The organism is Streptococcus minor DSM 17118 (assembly GCF_000377005.1).
Taxonomy (GTDB): domain Bacteria; phylum Bacillota; class Bacilli; order Lactobacillales; family Streptococcaceae; genus Streptococcus; species Streptococcus minor.
Map to the genome: position 1 here is coordinate 98,140 of NZ_AQYB01000033.1, position 19,001 is coordinate 117,140.

Consider the following 19,001-nt stretch of genomic DNA (forward strand, 5'->3'; position numbering starts at 1 on the left):
GAACTATGACTAAAAATTTGGCTATTGGTATTGATATTGGTGGAACAAAAGTTGCTGTCGGTTTGGTATCTTCTGATGGTCGAGTCAAAGATGCTATAAAAGTACCGAGTGATGTTTCTAGTTCCGAAGCACTATTTTCTTGCGTAGTCCGTGCCGTAAACAATCTTCTGCAAACTAACAATATCTCAATTGAAGATATTATTGGGATTGGCGTTGGATTGCCTGGAAAAGTTGATGTGAAAAATGGTATTGCTATTTTTCAAAATAATATCCCTTGGGAAAATTTTCCGGTTGTTAGCAGATTAAAAGAAGTTTTCGGTCCCATTCCTATTAGCGTTGATAATGATGTGAAAGTAGCTGCATATGCTGAATACAGATTATTAGATTTACCAGAAGATGCTATGTTTGGCTATATTACCATCTCGACAGGAATTGCTGCAACCAATATAGTGAATAATACAATTTTGCGAGGTTGTGGGTTTGCTGGTGAAATAGGCTTTATGCCAGTTAGGAGTTTTGACAAGCCAAGTTCATTAGAAGCTTCGTGTTCAGGGCCAGCAATTGAACGATATGGGCAGCAACTATATGCAGATACGACTATAACTGCAGAGAAGGTATTTGCCCAATGGAGAGATGGAGACAGTACAGCCAATATTATAGTAAAGAATACTTTAGATGGTTTAGTCGATGCACTTCATAATATGATATGTTTACTAGATCCAAAAGTTATTGTACTTGGTGGTAGTGTTGCACTACATAATCCAGATTTTGTTGAAAAAATCATTTTGGAACTCAGAACTAGATTACATAATGAACAGGTTCATATATTAGAGCACATTACCCTTTCAACAATTAAAGGTAATAATGGAGTTATAGGAGCCGCATTCCTGGTATTATAGAAGTAGCTGAAGAAAAAGAAGTTTAGTGCATTATCTCAGAGGTGAGAGGCTGTCTATGGCATGGGAAATTCAACTTTGGGCTGCCTACTTTGGATATTTAGTTGATAAATTTGGAATCAATGCGATGTTAAAATAAGATAAGCACCTTCAAATTGAAAGACCATTATGAGATATCTAAAAATCCTAAATTTGAATCGTAAAGAAAGTGTTTATTATATTTTTTACGCTAAAGTCATATCTATGATGGTATGGCTTTTTAACGTTAACACAAACCTTTAATAGTGTGATACAATGAATGAAGGAATGAAAAGGGTATAAAATCAATAGAAATCAAGTTATTGAATAATCCCCCTAGAAAGGAAAAAAGCCAAATTGTATTATAAATTTCTACTATTCGACCTTGATCACACGTTGTTGGATTTTGATTTGGCAGAAGATGTGGCTTTGAGACTCTTGCTGGAAGAAGCAGGAGTTAGCGATATTCAGGCCTATTTAGATTACTATGTACCCATGAATAAAGCGATGTGGCAGGATTTGACCTTGGGAAAAATTTCCAAGGCTGACCTGATCGCGACACGTTTTGCTAGACTGTTTGCCCATTTTGGACAGGAAGTAGATGGGGTGGTTTTTGCTCATCGTTACCAGGAACATTTAAGCCAGCAAGGCCAAGTTTTTGATGGTGTGGAAGAATTCTTGACAGAGTTAGTCCAAAATGATTATCGACTATTGGCAGCGACTAATGGGGTGACTTACATTCAAAAAGGACGGTTAGCTCAATCAGGCATTGCTCATTTTTTTGAAAAAATCTTTATTTCAGATGAAGTGGGCCATCACAAGCCCGAGAAGGAATTTTATGATGCCATTGCAAGGGAAGTAGAAGGGTTCAAGTCCCACCAAGCCCTCATGATTGGAGATAGTCTGATGGCGGATGTTTTAGGCGGAAACAATGCTTCCATAGATACAGTCTGGTATAATACAGCCAATCTAGTCAACGAAACCATAGCCAAGCCGAACTATACTGTGAAAAGCTACGCAGAACTCCTGCAAATTCTTAAGAACTCTTAGAAAGTCAGCAGCACCCTAAAAGTTAGAGGAATATCTAACGAGTAGGGTGCTTTTTTCATGAAATACTGCTTGGATGTGACAACTTCTCTAAACTAGTTTGTTTGGTTGATTGCTAAGTGTATGCTAAGTGGTCTTAGCTAGCTTTTTTCATCAATAAATATGATACAATATCATTATGAACACAACAATCAAGCACAAGTTAGAATTGCTGCCAGATAGTCCTGGTTGCTACATTCATAAGGATAAAAAGGGCACAATCATCTATGTAGGAAAGGCTAAAAATTTAAAAAATCGGGTACGTTCTTATTTTCAAGGAAGCCATGATACTAAGACGGAACTTCTGGTTTCAGAGATTGAGGATTTTGAGTTTATTGTCACAGAGTCCAATACGGAGGCCTTGCTTCTAGAAATCAATCTTATTCAGGAGAATAAGCCCAAATACAACATTCGTCTCAAGGATGACAAATCCTATCCCTACATCAAAATTAGCAATGAAGTCTATCCTCGTCTCCTCATTACGCGTCAGGTCAAAAAACAGGATGGTATTTATTTTGGCCCCTATCCAGATGCTAGGGCTGCGACGGAGATTAAACGCCTTCTGGATCGGTTGTTTCCCTTTAAAAAATGCACCAATCCAGCCAATAAAGTCTGTTTCTACTATCATTTGGGTCAATGCCATGCCCACACCATTTGCAAAACGGACCAAGCCTATTGGAATGGTCTGAAAGAGGATGTCAAGAATTTCCTTAATGGCAAGGACGATAAGATTATTCACCAGTTGCGTGATAAGATGGAAAAGGCTGCGACTCTCATGGAATTTGAGAGAGCGGCTGAGTACCGCGATTTAATACAAGCTATCGGTCTCTTGCGAACCAAACAACGGGTGATGCACCAAGATATGATGGATCGAGATATTTTTGGTTATTATGTGGAAAAAGGTTGGATGTGTGTCCAAGTTTTCTTTGTACGTCAAGGAAAACTGATTCAGAGGGATGTCAATCTTTTCCCTTACTACAATGAACCTGAGGAAGATTTCCTAACCTACATTGGTCAATTTTATAGAGATAGCAAGCATTTTTTGCCCAAGGAAATCTTTATCCCCCAAGATATTGACCAAGACATGGTCAAGGCGCTAGTGGACACCAAGGTGGTGAAGCCCCAAAAGGGAGAGAAGAAGCAGCTAGTCAATCTAGCCATCAAAAACGCTCGTATTAGCTTACAACAAAAGTTTGATTTGCTAGAAAAAGATGTGAAGAAGACCCACGGTGCTATTGAAAATTTAGGCGAGTTACTCAATATTCCTAAGCCAGTTCGTATTGAGGCTTTTGACAACTCAAACATTCAGGGAACAAGTCCTGTCTCTGCTATGGTAGTTTTTGTAGACGGTAAGGCCAGTAAAAAGGAATACCGCAAATATAAAATAAAAACCGTTGTGGGCCCAGATGACTATGCCAGCATGCGCGAGGTCATCTACCGCAGATACAGTCGTGTCCTAAAAGATGGTTTAACTCCACCAGATCTTATTATTATTGATGGAGGACAAGGTCAGGTCAATGTGGCGCGTGATGTTATTGTAAATAGGTTAGGACTGGACATTCCCATAGCTGGTCTTCAGAAAAATGACAAACACCAAACCCACGAACTACTTTTTGGTGATCCTCTACAAGTCATTGATTTGCCAAGAAATTCTGAAGAATTTTTCCTCCTTCATCGTATTCAAGATGAGGTTCACCGCTTTGCTATTCATTTTCATCGCCAACTGCGTTCGAAGAACTCCTTTAGCTCTAAACTAGATGGTATCGCTGGTCTTGGACCAAAGCGCAAACAAGCCCTCATGAAACACTTTAAAAACCTGACCAATATCCAAGAGGCTGACATTGAAGATATTATCAACTGTGGTGTTCCAAGAAATGTGGCAGAGTTGGTAAAGGAAAGGCTAAATTCAAGCAATAGCGATTGAATTCAACCACTATTCATGATAGAATGAATAGATAAGAACAAAATTGAACACGGCTACAACACTTGTAAAAAGATAAAGCTCTCCTAGATACGTATCATCTTTGTCAGTTTTTCTATTTTGCTGTGTGTTGCATAGGCCTTTGTATCTTAATTTAAAGGAGAAGTCCCATGGCTTTCGGAGAAGAAAAACACAAAAAAACAAAATTTGAAAAAATCACCATGGTCATCATTGTCTTGATGGTCTTGGCAACCATTGCTGGTCTGGTATTCCCAGCTATCAGCGCTCTCCTCTAAGAAACGCTATTAAGCGTTTTTTTCTGCAAAGAGAAAGGAATGGACCTTTTTTCGTGTTTATCCATTTGAGCGCGGTTTACAAGTGTCCTAAATAGTATTAAATGAGTATGTTTTTAGATACAGCCAAGATTTCAGTGAAGGCTGGTAAGGGTGGCGATGGCATGGTGGCCTTTCGCCGTGAAAAGTATGTACCAAATGGCGGACCATGGGGCGGCGATGGCGGCAAAGGAGGCTCTGTTGTTTTCTGCGTCGATGAAGGACTACGAACTCTCATGGATTTTCGCTATAATCGTAAATTTAGAGCCAAGGATGGTGAAAAAGGTATGTCCAAGGGCATGCATGGTCGTGGGTCAGAGGATTTGATTGTTCGTGTGCCACAAGGAACCACTGTCCGCGATGCTGAAACTGGCAAGATTATCACTGATTTAGTTGAAAATGGTCAGGAATTTGTCGTTGCTCGTGGCGGTCGTGGTGGTCGCGGCAATATCCGTTTTGCTACCCCGCGCAACCCAGCTCCAGAAATATCTGAGAATGGAGAGCCAGGGGAAGAGCGCCAGCTGGAATTAGAGCTGAAAGTCTTAGCAGATGTAGGCCTAGTTGGTTTTCCATCTGTTGGTAAATCAACCCTCCTCAGTGTGATTACATCAGCAAAACCCAAAATAGGAGCCTATCATTTTACTACCATTGTGCCCAATCTGGGGATGGTTCGTACTAAGTCAGGTGAATCTTTTGCTGTGGCAGACCTACCTGGACTGATTGAGGGAGCGAGTCAGGGAGTTGGTCTTGGAACCCAGTTCCTTCGCCACATTGAGCGGACACGTGTTATCCTCCATGTCATTGATATGTCAGCCAGTGAAGGTCGTGACCCTTATGAAGATTACCTAGCCATCAACAATGAGCTGGAGACATATAATCTGCGTCTGATGGAGCGTCCTCAGATTATTGTAGCCAACAAAATGGACATGCCAGAGTCTGAGGAAAATCTCAAAGTTTTCAAGAAAAAATTAGCTACTAATTATGATGAATTTGACGAGTTGCCAATGATTTTCCCGATTTCATCTTTGGCCCATCAAGGCTTAGAAAATCTTTTAGAAGCAACAGCTGAATTGCTAGAGAAAACACCAGAATTCTTGCTTTATGAAGAAGCAGAATTTCAAGATGAAGAGGAAGTTTACTATGGCTTCCAGAGTGACGAAGCGCCGTTTGGAATCACTCGTGATGATGATGCCACTTGGGTTTTATACGGTGAGAAGTTAGAGCGCCTCTTTGCTATGACCAATATGGATCGTGATGAATCCATCATGAAATTTGCCCGTCAACTGCGAGGAATGGGAGTAGATGAAGCACTCCGTGCCCGAGGTGCTAAAGACGGCGATATGGTTCGTATTGGCAATTTTGAATTTGAGTTTGTGGATTAAAACAGTCCGGGGGACTGTTTTAACCCGAGCCTAGAAATGAAAAGCGAGGCAGTCCGGGGGACTGTTTTAACCCGAGCCTAGAAGTGAAAAGCGAGGCAGTTTGGGGGACTGTTTTAACCCGAGCCTAGAAATGAAAAGCGAGGCAGTCTGGGGGACTGAAAGAGTCTAGGAATAGACTCTTTCAGCTGGTCACCTTGAAATGAGAAAGAGACCATAAAGTACCCGATCCTAGAAATGAATAGACTAGAACAATTTTTAGCCTTCTAACCAATCAACTAAAGGAGGACCTGACATGGGAGATAAGCCTATATCTTTTAAGGACAAAGATGGAAATTTCGTTTCGGCAGCCGATGTCTGGAATGCTGAAAAACTAGAAGAACTCTTTAACAAGCTCAATCCTAACCGCAAGTTACGTTTAGAACGTGAGCGCTTAGCTAAGGAAGAATCTAAAGAAAACTAAAAAACCTACTGCTAAAAAACAGTAGGTTTTTCTTATTTGGTTCGAACCAAAGTATTTTCTTTTAGGTGATATTCTATATCAACTACCTCCTCAGTAAAGAATCGGTCGTGGGAAACACTGATAATAGCGCTTGGATAATCGGTCAGAACTTGACGAATGAGAGGTTGACTGGTCGGAGAAAAGTGTCGAGTAGGCTCATCTAGAACTAATACATTGTTCCCAGCCAGTACCATGCGGGCTAGGAAAAGTTTGGCTTTTTGTCCCCCTGACAAATCATGTACAGAATGCTTAATTTCCTGGCTGGTAAATTTTAGGCTAGCAAGAAGACTTCGTGCCTTTTCTTCATCAGCAACTGGTCTCAAAAAGGAAAGAGAAGTCTCGTTTTCTGCAAACTCTTCCTCATAATATTGGGGCATGTAGCCAACAGATATATCCCTTCGTGCTTGTAAGGTTTTTAAAATCTCTTTGAGTAACCTTGTTTTTCCAATACCATTTTTACCGGTAATAACCAGCTTATCCTGACCGCGAATTTGCAAATCAATCGTTTGACCGGTTGATAAGACCTTATTTTCCCAGAAAAGAATTTTTTTGCTAGCAGGCACGGTCTGGATTTCAGAGAAAAAGAGAGCCATAGCATCCATATCTTGAGGAATTTCTGTCAAGTTCTCACCTTCCTTAGTAAGTCTTTTTTCTTGGCTGAGGATATTTTTCATTTTCTTAGCCAAGAGTCGCCCAGCTGTGCTATCGTGGGTATTGCGTAGGGCATGCTCGACACTTTGGTGAATCCGATGATGGCGCGCCATCTTTTTTGAATGCTCCTCTCGTTCTTTCCTAGCGATTTGTAGTTGATGCTCAAACCGTTCTTTTCGTTCTTGCTTGTAGCTTTCATACTGTCCTTTGAAATAGGTTGCTCGAGGAACTGTCCGCCTTTTTAGCAATTCCAAGTGCAAGATAGCAGTAGCTGCTCTAGTTAGTAGGCTTTCATCATGAGAGACGAAGAGGATAGTCTTTTCTGAATGACAGATAAACCCTTCTAACCATTGGAGGGTCTCTAAGTCTAGGTCACTGGATGGCTCATCCAAAATCAGCAAATCAGGATTAATGGCTAGAATTTTTAGCAACTGTACTTTTAGAAGCTCTCCACCAGAAAGACTGGACAAAGTTTGATGGTGAGTTTCAAACCTGTTCAAATCTAGATTGAAGAGCCCAGCATATTTGTATAAAAGGTTAAAATCAAAGTGTCCATAATCTACCTCTCGATAGAGAAAGTCTGTCACTGTCCATTTGAGAGTCTCTTTTTCCAGCTCTTGTGGTAAATAGCCAATTAAATGAAATTTATTGGTGATGGTCCCAGTAAGATGAGCATAGGAAGCTAGCATATCAGGTTGAACGATAGCTTTTATAAGACTGGATTTGCCAGTACCTTCTTCACCGATAACAGCTAATTTTTCGCCGGTATTGAGTAGCAAATTGAGATCTTTGATGAGCTCTTGTAAGTCATTTTGATGGGTAATAGTGAGGTTTTGAATGTGTAACATGTTACCTCCTTTTTGGTAGTTGTTAGTTAGCGATTTCCTTGATTATGGCTGATAATCGGTTTGCTATGCTGATTGGTATGACCAGGATGGACATGTTTTTTAGCTATCTTTCTGGTCTGATGAGTTCCTTGTGGTTGTTTGATTTGTTTTTTTAGGTCAGTTAAGTGTTTCATAGTATCTTCCTTTCTGTAAGTGCAATAAAAAATCCCTACTTTATCAAGCAGGGATAGTTTGGCTACTTCAAAAAGACTAGACCATAGATGGCTAGCAGGAGGGAGAAGTAGAGCGCACTAAAAAACCACAACTTGATAAAGTTTAGCATCCAGTTGATAAACAAAAATGCTGCATTCATCTGTGATTTCTTAGTTTTTCATGACTCCCTTACCTCCTTATATTTCTAAGGGGATTATAGCACATATTGGAAGCGTTGTCAATTTAAAAAACGGATAATATTACTAAAAATGAGTATTAAAATACCAATCTCATCGACCATAAGGTATAATAGGATGATATGATTGTAGGCTATCTCCTTTAGCAGTAGCTACAAAACGAATTGAGGATACGATATATATTATGGATACTATACTAAGTGTGTTACCAATTATCATCTTGATTTTTTTAATGATTAGGATGAGAGTACCTGCTCACTACGCCCTACCTAGTATTGCGTTTTTGGTCTATCTTATCTTGCTGCTCTATTTCAGGACAGATTTTGCTCTTTTGAACTCTGGAATGGCCACGGGTTTTTGGGCAACGCTGACCCCAATCACCGTTATTATGGGAGCTGTACTCTTTAATAACTTTCAGAAGCAGACAGGCAACCAAGCAATTATCAATCGCTGGATGTCTTCTTTGACATCCAATCCTATCGCACAAATAATGATTATTGGCTATGCCTTTGCCTTTATGATTGAGGGGGCATCTGGTTTTGGAACTCCTGTTGCCATTGCGGTTCCCATTCTGATTTCCTTGGGTTTTGAACCCCTAAAAGTCGTGATTGCGGTTTTGATTTTCAATTCTATCCCTGTTTCCTTCGGAGCTGTTGGTACACCCACCTGGTTTGGTTTTGGTTCCTTGGGTCTTTCTACTGAACAAATCACCGATCTAGGCTTGAAGGCTTCCATGATTCACTTAATAGCAGGCCTGATTATTCCTCTGTTAGCACTGAAACAGGTCTTCAGTTGGCAGGAGATTAAAAATAATATAATTTATATTTATTTGACTGTTTTTGCCTGTGCACTGCCAATGACCCTCTTAGCAACATTTAATTACGAATTCCCCTCCCTGTTAGGTGGAGCTAGCGGCTTTATGATTTCTATCTGGATGGCCAAGAAAGATATTGGCCTAGCCAAGACAGAAAAAACAGTTCAAACAATAGAAAAAGTAACTCCAAAAGATCTTTTCTTAGCCATTCTCCCCCTCATTTCTTTAGTCATGATTCTAGTCATCACGCGTGTACCTCAATTGGGCTTGAAAGGTTTGTTGCGGACAGATGCTATCCTTTTCAGGGCCAATCTAGGATTTGCGGATTTTGAAGTCACAAAGGCTCTTAAATTCACCTTGAGCCATGTTTTTGGAACAACTTCTAGTGAGTCTTATGAACTGCTTTACGCCCCAGCCTTTATTCCTTTCTTCTTTATTATCCTGACTCACGCAGGTCTCTATAGGAGTATGAGAGGGCAGGTTGGTAAGATGTTTGCACAGACAGCTAAACAGATGCAGGTCCCCTTTTTCGCCCTCTTGGGTGGAGTGACCATGGTTAAGTTTATGCTCCTAAATGGAGAACATTCGATGGTATCTATCATCGGCCTCTCTCTTGCCACAGCAACAGGTCCCTACTGGGGTATCTTTGCTTCCTATCTGGGAGCAATTGGCGCCTTTTTCTCTGGTTCTGCCACAATCTCCAATCTCATTTTTGGGGGTGTCCAGCAGTCAATAGCCACCCAAACAGGACTCAATATGACGACTATTTTAGCTATGCAATCTGTCGGTGGTGCTATGGGTAATATGACTTGTATCAATAACATCATTGCAGCTTCTTCTGTATCAGGTGTTCATCGGAAAGAAGGTTATATCATGCAGAAAACAGCTGTGCCGATGCTAATCTATGGTATTGTTGCAGCTCTAGTTGGCTTGTTTCTTAGATAACATAGTAAGATAAAAACCTCATAGGTAAGTGAGGTTTTTATTTTTTGATCAAGATAATTCAAAATTTATATATTATTACTTGACACGATATACTATGTATTGTATAGTATAATTGTAAAGGAGGTATAAGTATGGAATCACAACTCAAACGTGGTTTGATTGAAGTTTGCGTTTTGGCTGCTATTCGGACTCAAGATTCTTATGGCTATCAAATTATAAAGGACATATCTCCTTATCTATCTATTTCCGAATCCACCCTTTATCCTATTCTAAAACGATTGGAAGCCAGTGGGAGTCTGACCGTTTATTCTATCGAGCATAACGGTCGTTTACGTAAATATTACAGGATTACCCAGACTGGTTTGGATAAGATTGAAGCTTTTAAGGATGAATGGCACAAGTTACAAAAAGCTTATGATTTTATTGCTGGAAAGGAGAAATTATGAAAAGGCAAGCATTTTTAGAGGCACTGAAATTAGCCTTGAAGGATTTACCAGAGCAAGAAATTCAATCATCTTTAGCTTATTTTAATGAAATGATAGATGACCGGATGGATGATGGGATGACTGAAGAAGAAGCAGTTACTGATATGGGGCATGTCGATGAGATTGCTACCAAATTATTGGTAGAAAATCAGACCTTGGTAAAGAGAGTCAAGGATAAATTTATCCCCAAACGTCGTCTAGCTACTTGGGAAATGATTCTCATCATTCTTGGATTTCCAATTTGGGGGAGTTTACTCCTAGCGTTGGCGACTGTCATCCTCTCTCTTATCATCACTGTTATTTCTATTGGATTGGGGGCTATTGCGGGTATTTTAACTGGAGTTGCCCTACTCTTTGCAGTACCTTTTAGCACCAACAATAGCTTAGATGGTCAATTGCTTAGTATTGCTTTGTCCCTTCTCAGCATTGGATTGGGACTGCTGGTCTTCAGCTGGATTGTACAACTTTTCCGTTTTGCTAAGACTTATGCCAAACAACATAGAAAGTAGGTGGTTCTATGAAAACCATTCAACGGATTGCAGGTGTCTTTCTTCTTCTTGGAGTCATTATTGGAGGAATCGTTCTGGTTAGGACTGGTGGTGATTTTTCACGATTGAACAATGAAACAGTTGAGCAGAAAGAAAAAAGTTTTCAGGCTAGTCAAATGAAAGAGTTGAACTTTGATATGTCTTCAACAGATGTCGAAGTGGTTGGCAGTGCAGATACAGACAAGGTGGTGATAAAATATCCTGAAAGTAAAAAGCAAAGTTACAGCATAACAGAGGAAAATGGGAAGGTAACGATTACAGAAAAACATGATCGGATTTTAAATTTCTTTAGATTCGATATTGATTTCTTTAACTTGAAAAAATGGACTATTCAGATTGTTCTACCTGTAGATAGTCTTGAGACATTGACATTAAATGGGGCATCTGGTGATGTAGATATTTCCAAATTGGTGATTAAGAAAAACTTAGCACTTAGTCTACGTTCGGGTGATGTCTATCTTCAAGATACCACCGTTGCAGGTGAAACTTCTGTACGGTTGAGCAGTGGTGAGATTGAGCTGACCAACATAGTGTCAAAAGATTTATATTTGAAAGCTACCTCTGGTGACTTGGATGTTGATCGTGTAATAGTAGCGAATCAATCGACGATGGAGGTAACTTCTGGTGACATTGTCCTTTCTCAATTTAAAGCTGGACAAAAAACGGATTTATCAACCACCTCTGGTGATATTAGCGGTAGTTTAGTTGGCCAAATGATTGAGTACACCATTCAATCGAAAGTCACTTCTGGAGACAATAGCCTACCTCAACATCTGGAAGGTGGGAGCAAGCAACTTCGAGTAGAAGCAACTTCAGGTGATATCACTATTCGATTTGATCAATAAGACAGCAAAAACGGAGCTCATTTGAGCTCCGTTTTTTATCTATTAGACATTCAAAACCTTGTCTAAGAAATCTATCAGACGTGGGTGTTGAGGGTTGTCAAAAATTTCTTCGGGTGTACCATCTTCAAGGAACTGCCCCCCATCTGTAAAAATAACACGATTGGCTACCTTGCGCGCAAAGCCCATTTCGTGAGTTACAATCAACATGGTCATACCTTGTTCCGCCAAGTCTTTCATAACATTGAGTACATCGCCAACCATCTCTGGGTCAAGGGCGGATGTAGGCTCATCAAAGAGCATAATATCAGGATTCATTGCTAGCGAGCGAGCGATAGCCACACGTTGTTTTTGACCGCCTGATAGGCTCTCAGGCATGGCATCGGCTTTGTCGGAAAGTCCAACTTTTTCCAACAGTTCACGAGCGCGTTGCTCAGCAGCTTCTTTGCTTTCTTTTCCAAGTTCGATAGGAGCAAAGGTGATATTGTCTAAAACCGACATATGTGGGAAGAGGTTGAAGTGTTGGAATACCATTCCAATATTTTCACGAGCCTTATCAACATTGGTGTTTTTGTCGGATAGTTCATAGCCATCCACAACCACCTTACCGCTTGTAATTGATTCAAGCAAGTTGAGGGTACGGAGGAAAGTTGATTTGCCAGAACCTGAAGGACCGATGATGCAGACAACATCTCCTTCGTAGAATTTGGCATCAATTCCTTTTAATACTTCATTTTTTCCAAAGGATTTATGTAAATCTTGGACATCAATTTTCAATTCTGCCATTATTTAACCTTCTTTTCTAATCGTTTTGCCAAGCGAGTCAGTAGGGTAATCATAATCAAGTAAATAACTGCCAAGATTGCGTACATACGGAAGGATTGGTAGTTACGGGCGATGATGATTTTACCAGTTTGGAAGAGTTCAACCAAACCGATAGCTGATACGATAGTGGTATCTTTCAGAGAGATGACAAATTGGTTGATTAAACTTGGGAGCATCAGCTTGACTGCTTGAGGTAAGATGACCTTTTGCATGGTCTTGCTGTAGCTAATTCCTAGACTACGACTGGCTTCTGTCTGTCCAATCGGCACAGCTTCGATACCACCTCGGACAATTTCAGCAATATAGGCTCCACCGTTGAGAGAGAGAGCAATCATAGCAGCCACAAAGTCGTTGATAGGACTTTGGTTGCCAGTTACGGACTCTATCAAGTTTGGAATTCCCCAGAAGATGAAGGCTGCAACAATCATCAAGGGAATACCACGGACTACATCAACAAAGACGGAAGCGATAGTACGAAGGGCACTGTTTGGGGAGACGCTCATCATACCAAAGATAATACCGATAACCATAGCAATGGCAAAGGATACTAGCGTTAGGCTCAGTGTTGTACCAAGACCGGACAATAGTTGTTTGTAGTTATTAGAAAGTAAGCCAAAGATGGTGGTTTCATCAACTGTGTTGGTTTTTACCTCCTCATTGGTGTTATTGTTACCGAGGTACTTCTGAACGATTTCGTCGTATTTGCCTGACTTGACTAAGGCAGCCAAACCGTTATTAAACATTTCAATTAGCTCAGGATTTGCATCTTTGTTCACAGCAAAACCATACTCGCCAGATGGCTCACCTGGAATTGGAGTATCAAATTTACGACCTTGTTGGATAGCATAACGAAGGACTGCTTCGTCATCCATAAGAGCTTCAATAGAACCAGAATTCAGGCTATCGTACATAGTAGATGCTTCGTCAAAAGCCTTTAATGTATAGCCGTACTCAGCAACATGCTCTTCTAAGAAAGTATAAGATGAAGTGCCATTTTTTGCACCAACTGTCTTGCCTTTTAGGTCAGCATAAGTAGTATAAGAACTTCCTTGTTTTACTGCTAAAAGGATATTGGAAGTGTAGTAAGCATCTGAGAAATCAAAGATTTTCTTACGTGCATCGGTGATAGACATTCCAGCCATGACCGCATCTGCTTGCCCTGCCTGTACAGCATTAAGGGCTGCGTCAAAACCTGGATTAGATAGGGTAACAGTGAAACCTTGTTGCTCGGCAATCGCTTTAATCAAATCAACATCGATCCCCACATATTGGCCAGCATCGTTTTGGTATTCAAAGGGGGCAAAAGAGGAATCCATGACAATTTTATAGTTGGATTTGACAGGAGTAGCTTTAGCAGTGGCATTACCGGTTAGTGTTAAGCTGCTAGAAGCCACAGCAGTTGAAGTGGTATCACTTGAGTTTTCTTCTTCCCCTAACCATTTCGCCATGATAGTAGCATAGGTACCATCTTTTTTCATTTCTGATAAAGCCTTGTTAAAGTCTTCAACAAGTTGCTCGTGCTTGCTTCCTTTTTTTACAGCGAAGCCAAAACTACCAACAGATTCACCGGCTATATTGATAGCATATGGTTTACCTTGATTGATAGCAAATTGAACAACAGGCTGGTCATCCATAGCCGCATCAACAGCACCAGCATCCAGAGAGTTATTCATCAAATCACCTGTATCAAAGGTTTTTACTGTATAACCATACTTTTCTTTATTCTCTTCAAGGAAGGTTTGAGAAATCGTACCGTTTTTAACTCCAACTGCCTTGCCTTTTAATTCGCTGTAATCCTTAACCTTTTGATCAGAACGAGTATAGAGGACAATCTTGGTATCATAATAAGGATCGGAAAAAGTAAAGACTTTTTGGCGGGCTTCTGTAATGGTCATACCAGCCATGATAGCATCAGCCTGACCTGCTTGAACCGCATTGACAGCTGCATCAAAGCCGGGATGGTTCATATCAAAATTCCAACCAGCACGCTTGGCCACTTCATTGATAATGTCTACATCAATTCCCTTATAAACTTGATCGGAGTCTTTAAACTCAAAGGGTGCATAGGCTGTATCTGAGACAATGGTAATCTTCTCATCTGCCTTCACATTCGAATAGACAAAGAATAATGGCAAAATTGTTGCCATCAACAGTAACATTTTTTTCTTCATGTCAATCTCCTTCTCTAGATATAATGAAGAGTATAGCATAAATTCTGAAAATTATCAAACTTTACCCTTTTCTCATGTTAGGTTTTATTACATAGAAACTGAAAATGAGAAGCTTCCCATTTTGAAAGAAATTTGGTACAATAAAGCAATAAAATTATGGGAGGAATCAAATGAAAGAGACACGCATGATAGGAGCAGTTAAGCCATTTAATAATAAGCTATTTGGCTGGCTTTATGCTTTGGCAGTTATCTTTTTATTGGTTTTATTTATTAATCTGGGTTCATTCTTAGGAGGACTGGTGGTTTGGAATCTCATCATGGCTGGCTCTCCAGATGTCATACAATTTCTGATGTATACGATTGATCCGATTTTTGTGGATTTATTTATTTTCATATTTCCGGCTGCCCTTGTTTGTATTTGGGTTTTGGCTGTTGAGCGACGTTCGCCCAAGGGACTTGGTTTTTTCAAAGAAAAGGCTGGATGGGAGCTTCTCAAAGGCTGGTTTATTGGTTTTCTATTGATTGGTTCAGTAGTGGGGATTCAAGTTCTGACAGGCAGTATTCGACTTTCTCAAGTTGATTTTTCAAGGGAAAATATTCTCAGTTTTATCTTGATTATGCCTTTTTGGTTTATTCAAAGTGGCACTGAGGAACTCCTGACCCGTGGTTGGCTTTTCCCAGTCGTATCAAAGCATACTCGTATCTGGATTGGTGGAGCGGTTTCCAGCCTTCTCTTTGCTATTCTTCATTTACAGAATCCATCGGTCAGCTGGATTTCTCTGCTTAATATTGCCTTGTTTGGTCTGCTGGCTTGTCTTTATGTTCTCAAAACTGACAATATTTGGGGCATCTCTGCGATCCACGCAGCTTGGAATTGCTTTCAGGGAAGTTTCTTTGGATTAAGTGTATCAGGCTTGTCTACAGGCTATGCTCCTATGCGGTTTGAAAATGGAGATGTTCCTGAACTGATGTCGGGTGGTTTTTTTGGACCAGAAGCTAGCCTCTTTTCATCTTTAGTTATGAGTGTGTATATTTTCTACCTTACCTGGAATTTGTACCAAGGAAGTAAGCTTAAAGCTATTGATGAGCAATGACAAAAAACTAATGAAGCCAGTCTCATTACTGGATGAATGAAAATAAACATAGACTGGGCTTTGTCAACCCAGTCTTTTTTTGTCCGATATGATAAAATAGGAATACCTATAGAAAATGAAGGGGAAGGAACGTGGGCCGATTGGTTACAGTGTCCTTTGTAGTAAAGATATGATTGATAGAAGAGAACACCAACCATTTAAATTGGTATCCAAGTATGAACCATCTGGTGATCAGCCTCAGGCTATCGAGGCCTTGGTGGACAATATTGAAGGAGGAGAAAAGGCTCAAATTCTTATGGGGGCAACTGGTACAGGAAAGACCTATACCATGAGCCAAGTCATCGCTCAGGTCAATAAACCAACTCTAGTTATTGCCCACAACAAGACACTTGCAGGCCAGCTTTACGGAGAGTTCAAAGAATTTTTCCCAGATAATGCTGTTGAATATTTTGTGTCCTACTATGATTATTACCAGCCAGAAGCTTACGTGCCTTCAAGCGACACCTATATCGAGAAGGATAGCTCTGTTAATGATGAGATTGACAAACTACGCCATTCGGCTACCTCCTCACTTCTGGAAAGAAATGATGTCATTGTAGTCGCATCGGTCTCCTGTATTTATGGCCTGGGTTCTCCAAAAGAATATGCTGACTCCGCCGTCAGTCTACGTCCTGGGCAGGAAATTTCTAGAGACCAGCTTTTGAACCAACTGGTAGACATTCAGTTTGAGCGCAATGATATTGATTTTCAGCGGGGGCGCTTTCGTGTGCGCGGAGATGTGGTAGAGATTTTTCCAGCTAGTCGTGATGAACACGCCTTTCGTGTGGAATTCTTTGGGGATGAGATTGACCGAATCCGAGAAGTTGAAAGCTTGACAGGCAAACAGTTAGGAGAGGTGGAGCATCTTGTTCTATTTCCTGCCACGCACTTCATGACAAATGAGGAGCATATGGAAATGGCTATTTCCCAAATCATGGCTGAAATGGAGGAGCAAGTCAAACTCTTTGAGGCAGAAGGTAAACTAATTGAGGCCCAACGCATTCGCCAGCGGACAGAATATGATGTGGAAATGCTACGTGAGATGGGCTATACCAACGGGGTCGAAAACTACTCTCGTCATATGGATGGACGTGCAGAAGGGGAACCTCCGTATACACTGTTAGATTTCTTTCCTGAGGACTTTCTCATCATGATTGACGAAAGCCATATGACCATGGGACAGATTAAGGGGATGTACAACGGAGACCGATCTCGTAAGGAAATGTTGGTCAACTACGGATTCCGCCTGCCATCTGCTCTGGATAATCGTCCCTTGAGAAGGGAAGAATTTGAAAGCCATGTCCATCAAATTGTTTACGTATCTGCTACACCGGGTGATTATGAGCGTGAGCAGACTGATACAGTGATTGAGCAAATCATTCGTCCAACAGGACTCTTGGATCCAGAAGTAGAAGTACGGCCAACCATGGGGCAAATGGACGACCTTCTTGGTGAAATCAATGCCCGCACAGATAAGGGAGAGCGTGTTTTTGTAACAACTCTGACCAAAAAAATGGCGGAAGATTTGACAGATTACCTCAAAGAAATGGGTGTCAAGGTCAAATATATGCACTCAGATATTAAGACCTTAGAGCGGACAGAAATTATCCGTGATTTGCGACTGGGTGTATTTGATGTTTTAGTGGGAATCAATTTGCTACGCGAAGGCATTGATGTACCGGAAGTCAGTTTAGTCGCTATTTTAGATGCGGATAAGGAAGGATTCCTCCGCAATGAAAGAGGTTTAATCCAGACTATTGGACGGGCTGCCCGTAATGCAGAAGGTCATGTGATCATGTATGCAGATAAAATCACCGACTCCATGCAACGTGCTATGAAAGAGACGGCTCGTCGTCGGGAAATCCAAATAGCTTACAATGAGGAACATGGTATCATTCCGCAAACAATCAAAAAAGAAATCCGAGACCTCATCGCTATTACCAAGTCATCTGATACTGAAGTGGCAGATATGACTACTGATTACAGTAGCATGAACAAGAAAGAACGTACAGAAGTCATCAAAAAACTTCAAAAACAAATGCAGGAAGCTGCCGAATTACTTGATTTTGAGTTGGCTGCTGAAATTAGGGATATGGTCTTGGAATTGAAGGCTATGGATTAGGGGAGGTAGATCTACTTGCTTTCCTAATGTCTTTCAAAGGTACAGAAAATAAGAATGATTTTTCCATGTATATCTTTTTATACGAGCATCTACTGATTGTTCATCTAGCCGGGGACAATAGCAAGAGAAGCCTATCTACCCACTTTTCCGTCAGAATAGGATATAGAAACTCAAAGTCTTAAGAAGAAAAATGAATGAAAAGAGATTTTAAATACGAAAGAAGCTCATCATTACCCTAGGAATTCTGCTTACCCTCGTCTTAGCAGGGTGGGGCTGGCTCCATCTAAAAACATACAAACCCACTGAGCAAGCCCGACAAGTGTGGCAAGCAGATGCTATTAAAAAATCTGGCTATGTCATCTTTCAAGCTGACAAGCCACTGGCTCATCTTATTTTATTTGGTGGTGGGTTGGTCGAGGAAGAAGCATATGCCCCTCTTTCTAAACAACTATCTGATGCAGGTATTACAGTTTACCTTGTGCAGGCCCCGTTGAACTTACCGATTCTTGCATCTAACAAGGTGTCGAGCATTATAGAATCTGAAAATCTAGAACAGGTTTTTTTGGCAGGTCATTCCCTCGGAGGTGTTTCTTTTGCACAATCAGTAGATCAGCTTTATCAAAATGAACAACTTGCAGGTATTATCTTCTTAGCTTCCTATCCTTCAGAAAAAAATGATTTGAGCAAACTGAACTTGCCAACACTTTCTATCACAGCTAGCAAGGACCAAGTGTTGGACTGGGAGAAGTATCAAGAAACAAAACAACGCTTACCAAAGAAGGCTGAATATTTTCATATTGAAGGTGGTAATCATAGTGGATTTGGTGCTTATGGTCAGCAAGATGGAGATGGAAAACCGACTATCAACTCAAGTGAGCAAGAAGATATAGTGGTCAATCAAATTCGAGCCTTTATTGAGAAAACAAATGACCAGTAGGTTTATCACCAGATACGAAAGGAACTTCCATGACCCGTACAGAAAATGTTATCTTAACCAACATGTGCCTGATCGAGGATAATCAGGGTAATATTGTCATTCAGAAGCGAGATCCTAAGCGCTATGCCTGGTCAGGTGTAGCCTTACCGGGTGGGGA

The 19,001-nt window shown here is 40.7% G+C and carries 17 protein-coding genes and 1 pseudogene; 14 read left to right on the forward strand and 4 right to left on the reverse strand.

Annotated features, from left to right (window positions below; all coding sequences use genetic code 11):
- Positions 1 to 5 precede the first annotated feature (5 nt).
- The 6 genes from F602_RS0106805 to F602_RS10920 all read left to right on the forward strand — a co-directional run bounded on the left by F602_RS0106805 (position 6) and on the right by F602_RS10920 (position 6,095).
- Positions 6 to 899 (forward strand): ROK family protein, encoded by an 894-nt coding sequence (locus F602_RS0106805; RefSeq protein ID WP_018167219.1) that lies wholly within the window; start codon positions 6 to 8, stop codon positions 897 to 899.
- A gap of 372 nt (positions 900 to 1,271) precedes the next feature.
- Complete coding sequence (pynA, locus tag F602_RS0106810; RefSeq protein ID WP_018167220.1) at positions 1,272 to 1,964, forward strand: pyrimidine 5'-nucleotidase PynA; 693 nt, start codon at positions 1,272 to 1,274, stop codon at positions 1,962 to 1,964.
- 175 nt (positions 1,965 to 2,139) lie between these two features.
- Positions 2,140 to 3,924 (forward strand): excinuclease ABC subunit UvrC, encoded by a 1,785-nt coding sequence (gene uvrC / locus F602_RS0106815; RefSeq protein WP_018167221.1) that lies wholly within the window; start codon positions 2,140 to 2,142, stop codon positions 3,922 to 3,924.
- A gap of 167 nt (positions 3,925 to 4,091) precedes the next feature.
- Positions 4,092 to 4,217, forward strand: coding sequence for a DUF4044 domain-containing protein (locus F602_RS10775; protein WP_018167222.1), 126 nt, complete (start codon positions 4,092 to 4,094; stop codon positions 4,215 to 4,217).
- 101 nt (positions 4,218 to 4,318) lie between these two features.
- Entirely contained in the window at positions 4,319 to 5,635 is a 1,317-nt protein-coding gene (obgE, locus tag F602_RS0106825; protein WP_026183349.1) for a GTPase ObgE, read from the forward strand.
- A 292-nt stretch (positions 5,636 to 5,927) separates the two neighbouring features.
- On the forward strand, positions 5,928 to 6,095 hold the full coding sequence (locus F602_RS10920) for a hypothetical protein (protein WP_018167224.1): 168 nt from the start codon (positions 5,928 to 5,930) through the stop codon (positions 6,093 to 6,095).
- Positions 6,096 to 6,127: 32 nt separating this feature from the next.
- On the opposite strand, the gene F602_RS0106835 is transcribed toward F602_RS10920, so the two are convergent.
- A complete protein-coding gene (locus F602_RS0106835) occupies positions 6,128 to 7,633 on the reverse strand; it encodes an ATP-binding cassette domain-containing protein (RefSeq protein ID WP_018167225.1) in 1,506 nt (501 codons plus the stop codon).
- A gap of 26 nt (positions 7,634 to 7,659) precedes the next feature.
- A complete protein-coding gene (locus tag F602_RS11005) occupies positions 7,660 to 7,806 on the reverse strand; it encodes a hypothetical protein (RefSeq protein ID WP_018167226.1) in 147 nt (48 codons plus the stop codon).
- Positions 7,807 to 8,206: 400 nt separating this feature from the next.
- On the opposite strand from F602_RS11005, the gene F602_RS0106850 reads away from it, so the two are divergent.
- The 4 genes from F602_RS0106850 (at position 8,207) to F602_RS0106865 (ending at position 11,659) form a co-directional block, all read left to right on the forward strand.
- Positions 8,207 to 9,781 carry an L-lactate permease gene (locus F602_RS0106850; RefSeq protein WP_018167228.1) on the forward strand — a complete coding sequence of 525 codons (1,575 nt, stop codon included), beginning with the start codon at positions 8,207 to 8,209 and terminating at the stop codon, positions 9,779 to 9,781.
- Positions 9,782 to 9,912: 131 nt separating this feature from the next.
- The gene (locus F602_RS0106855) at positions 9,913 to 10,227 is read left to right on the forward strand and encodes a PadR family transcriptional regulator (RefSeq protein WP_018167229.1); all 315 of its coding nucleotides are present in this window, start codon (positions 9,913 to 9,915) and stop codon (positions 10,225 to 10,227) included.
- Positions 10,224 to 10,775: a DUF1700 domain-containing protein gene (locus F602_RS0106860; RefSeq protein WP_018167230.1), complete on the forward strand. Its 552-nt coding sequence runs from the start codon at positions 10,224 to 10,226 to the stop codon at positions 10,773 to 10,775. The genes F602_RS0106855 and F602_RS0106860 overlap by 4 nt, the downstream gene beginning before the upstream one ends.
- An 8-nt stretch (positions 10,776 to 10,783) precedes the next feature.
- On the forward strand, positions 10,784 to 11,659 hold the full coding sequence (locus F602_RS0106865) for a DUF4097 family beta strand repeat-containing protein (RefSeq protein ID WP_018167231.1): 876 nt from the start codon (positions 10,784 to 10,786) through the stop codon (positions 11,657 to 11,659).
- 42 nt (positions 11,660 to 11,701) lie between these two features.
- On the opposite strand, the gene F602_RS0106870 is transcribed toward F602_RS0106865, so the two are convergent.
- Both F602_RS0106870 and F602_RS0106875 read right to left on the reverse strand, forming a co-directional pair.
- On the reverse strand, positions 11,702 to 12,442 hold the full coding sequence (locus tag F602_RS0106870; protein WP_018167232.1) for an amino acid ABC transporter ATP-binding protein: 741 nt from the start codon (positions 12,440 to 12,442) through the stop codon (positions 11,702 to 11,704).
- Positions 12,442 to 14,652, reverse strand: coding sequence for an ABC transporter substrate-binding protein/permease (locus F602_RS0106875; protein ID WP_018167233.1), 2,211 nt, complete (start codon positions 14,650 to 14,652; stop codon positions 12,442 to 12,444). Before F602_RS0106875 ends, F602_RS0106870 begins: the two co-directional genes overlap by 1 nt.
- 170 nt (positions 14,653 to 14,822) lie before the next feature.
- Between F602_RS0106875 and F602_RS0106880 the strand changes: the two genes are divergently transcribed.
- From F602_RS0106880 to F602_RS0106895, 4 genes and pseudogenes are all read left to right on the forward strand, one after another.
- Positions 14,823 to 15,746 carry a CPBP family intramembrane glutamic endopeptidase gene (locus F602_RS0106880; protein WP_018167234.1) on the forward strand — a complete coding sequence of 308 codons (924 nt, stop codon included), beginning with the start codon at positions 14,823 to 14,825 and terminating at the stop codon, positions 15,744 to 15,746.
- 169 nt (positions 15,747 to 15,915) lie between these two features.
- Positions 15,916 to 17,907: an excinuclease ABC subunit UvrB gene (uvrB, locus tag F602_RS0106885; RefSeq protein ID WP_026183350.1), complete on the forward strand. Its 1,992-nt coding sequence runs from the start codon at positions 15,916 to 15,918 to the stop codon at positions 17,905 to 17,907.
- Positions 17,908 to 18,226: 319 nt separating this feature from the next.
- Positions 18,227 to 18,844: an alpha/beta hydrolase gene (locus F602_RS0106890; protein ID WP_018167236.1), complete on the forward strand. Its 618-nt coding sequence runs from the start codon at positions 18,227 to 18,229 to the stop codon at positions 18,842 to 18,844.
- Between the two features lie 29 nt (positions 18,845 to 18,873).
- Positions 18,874 to 18,999: pseudogene (locus tag F602_RS0106895) on the forward strand (DNA mismatch repair protein MutT); the annotation flags it as partial.
- Positions 19,000 to 19,001: the final 2 nt, after the last annotated feature.

Coding starts and splice junctions, on each gene's coding strand:
- F602_RS0106805 (WP_018167219.1), top strand. CDS start 6: ATGACTAAAAATTTGGCTATTGGTATTGATATTGGTGGAACAAAAGTT.
- uvrC (WP_018167221.1), top strand. CDS start 2,140: ATGAACACAACAATCAAGCACAAGTTAGAATTGCTGCCAGATAGTCCT.
- F602_RS10775 (WP_018167222.1), top strand. CDS start 4,092: ATGGCTTTCGGAGAAGAAAAACACAAAAAAACAAAATTTGAAAAAATC.
- obgE (WP_026183349.1), top strand. CDS start 4,319: ATGAGTATGTTTTTAGATACAGCCAAGATTTCAGTGAAGGCTGGTAAG.
- F602_RS10920 (WP_018167224.1), top strand. CDS start 5,928: ATGGGAGATAAGCCTATATCTTTTAAGGACAAAGATGGAAATTTCGTT.
- F602_RS0106835 (WP_018167225.1), bottom strand. CDS start 7,633: ATGTTACACATTCAAAACCTCACTATTACCCATCAAAATGACTTACAA.
- F602_RS11005 (WP_018167226.1), bottom strand. CDS start 7,806: ATGAAACACTTAACTGACCTAAAAAAACAAATCAAACAACCACAAGGA.
- F602_RS0106850 (WP_018167228.1), top strand. CDS start 8,207: ATGGATACTATACTAAGTGTGTTACCAATTATCATCTTGATTTTTTTA.
- F602_RS0106855 (WP_018167229.1), top strand. CDS start 9,913: ATGGAATCACAACTCAAACGTGGTTTGATTGAAGTTTGCGTTTTGGCT.
- F602_RS0106860 (WP_018167230.1), top strand. CDS start 10,224: ATGAAAAGGCAAGCATTTTTAGAGGCACTGAAATTAGCCTTGAAGGAT.
- F602_RS0106865 (WP_018167231.1), top strand. CDS start 10,784: ATGAAAACCATTCAACGGATTGCAGGTGTCTTTCTTCTTCTTGGAGTC.
- F602_RS0106870 (WP_018167232.1), bottom strand. CDS start 12,442: ATGGCAGAATTGAAAATTGATGTCCAAGATTTACATAAATCCTTTGGA.
- F602_RS0106875 (WP_018167233.1), bottom strand. CDS start 14,652: ATGAAGAAAAAAATGTTACTGTTGATGGCAACAATTTTGCCATTATTC.
- F602_RS0106880 (WP_018167234.1), top strand. CDS start 14,823: ATGAAAGAGACACGCATGATAGGAGCAGTTAAGCCATTTAATAATAAG.
- uvrB (WP_026183350.1), top strand. CDS start 15,916: ATGATTGATAGAAGAGAACACCAACCATTTAAATTGGTATCCAAGTAT.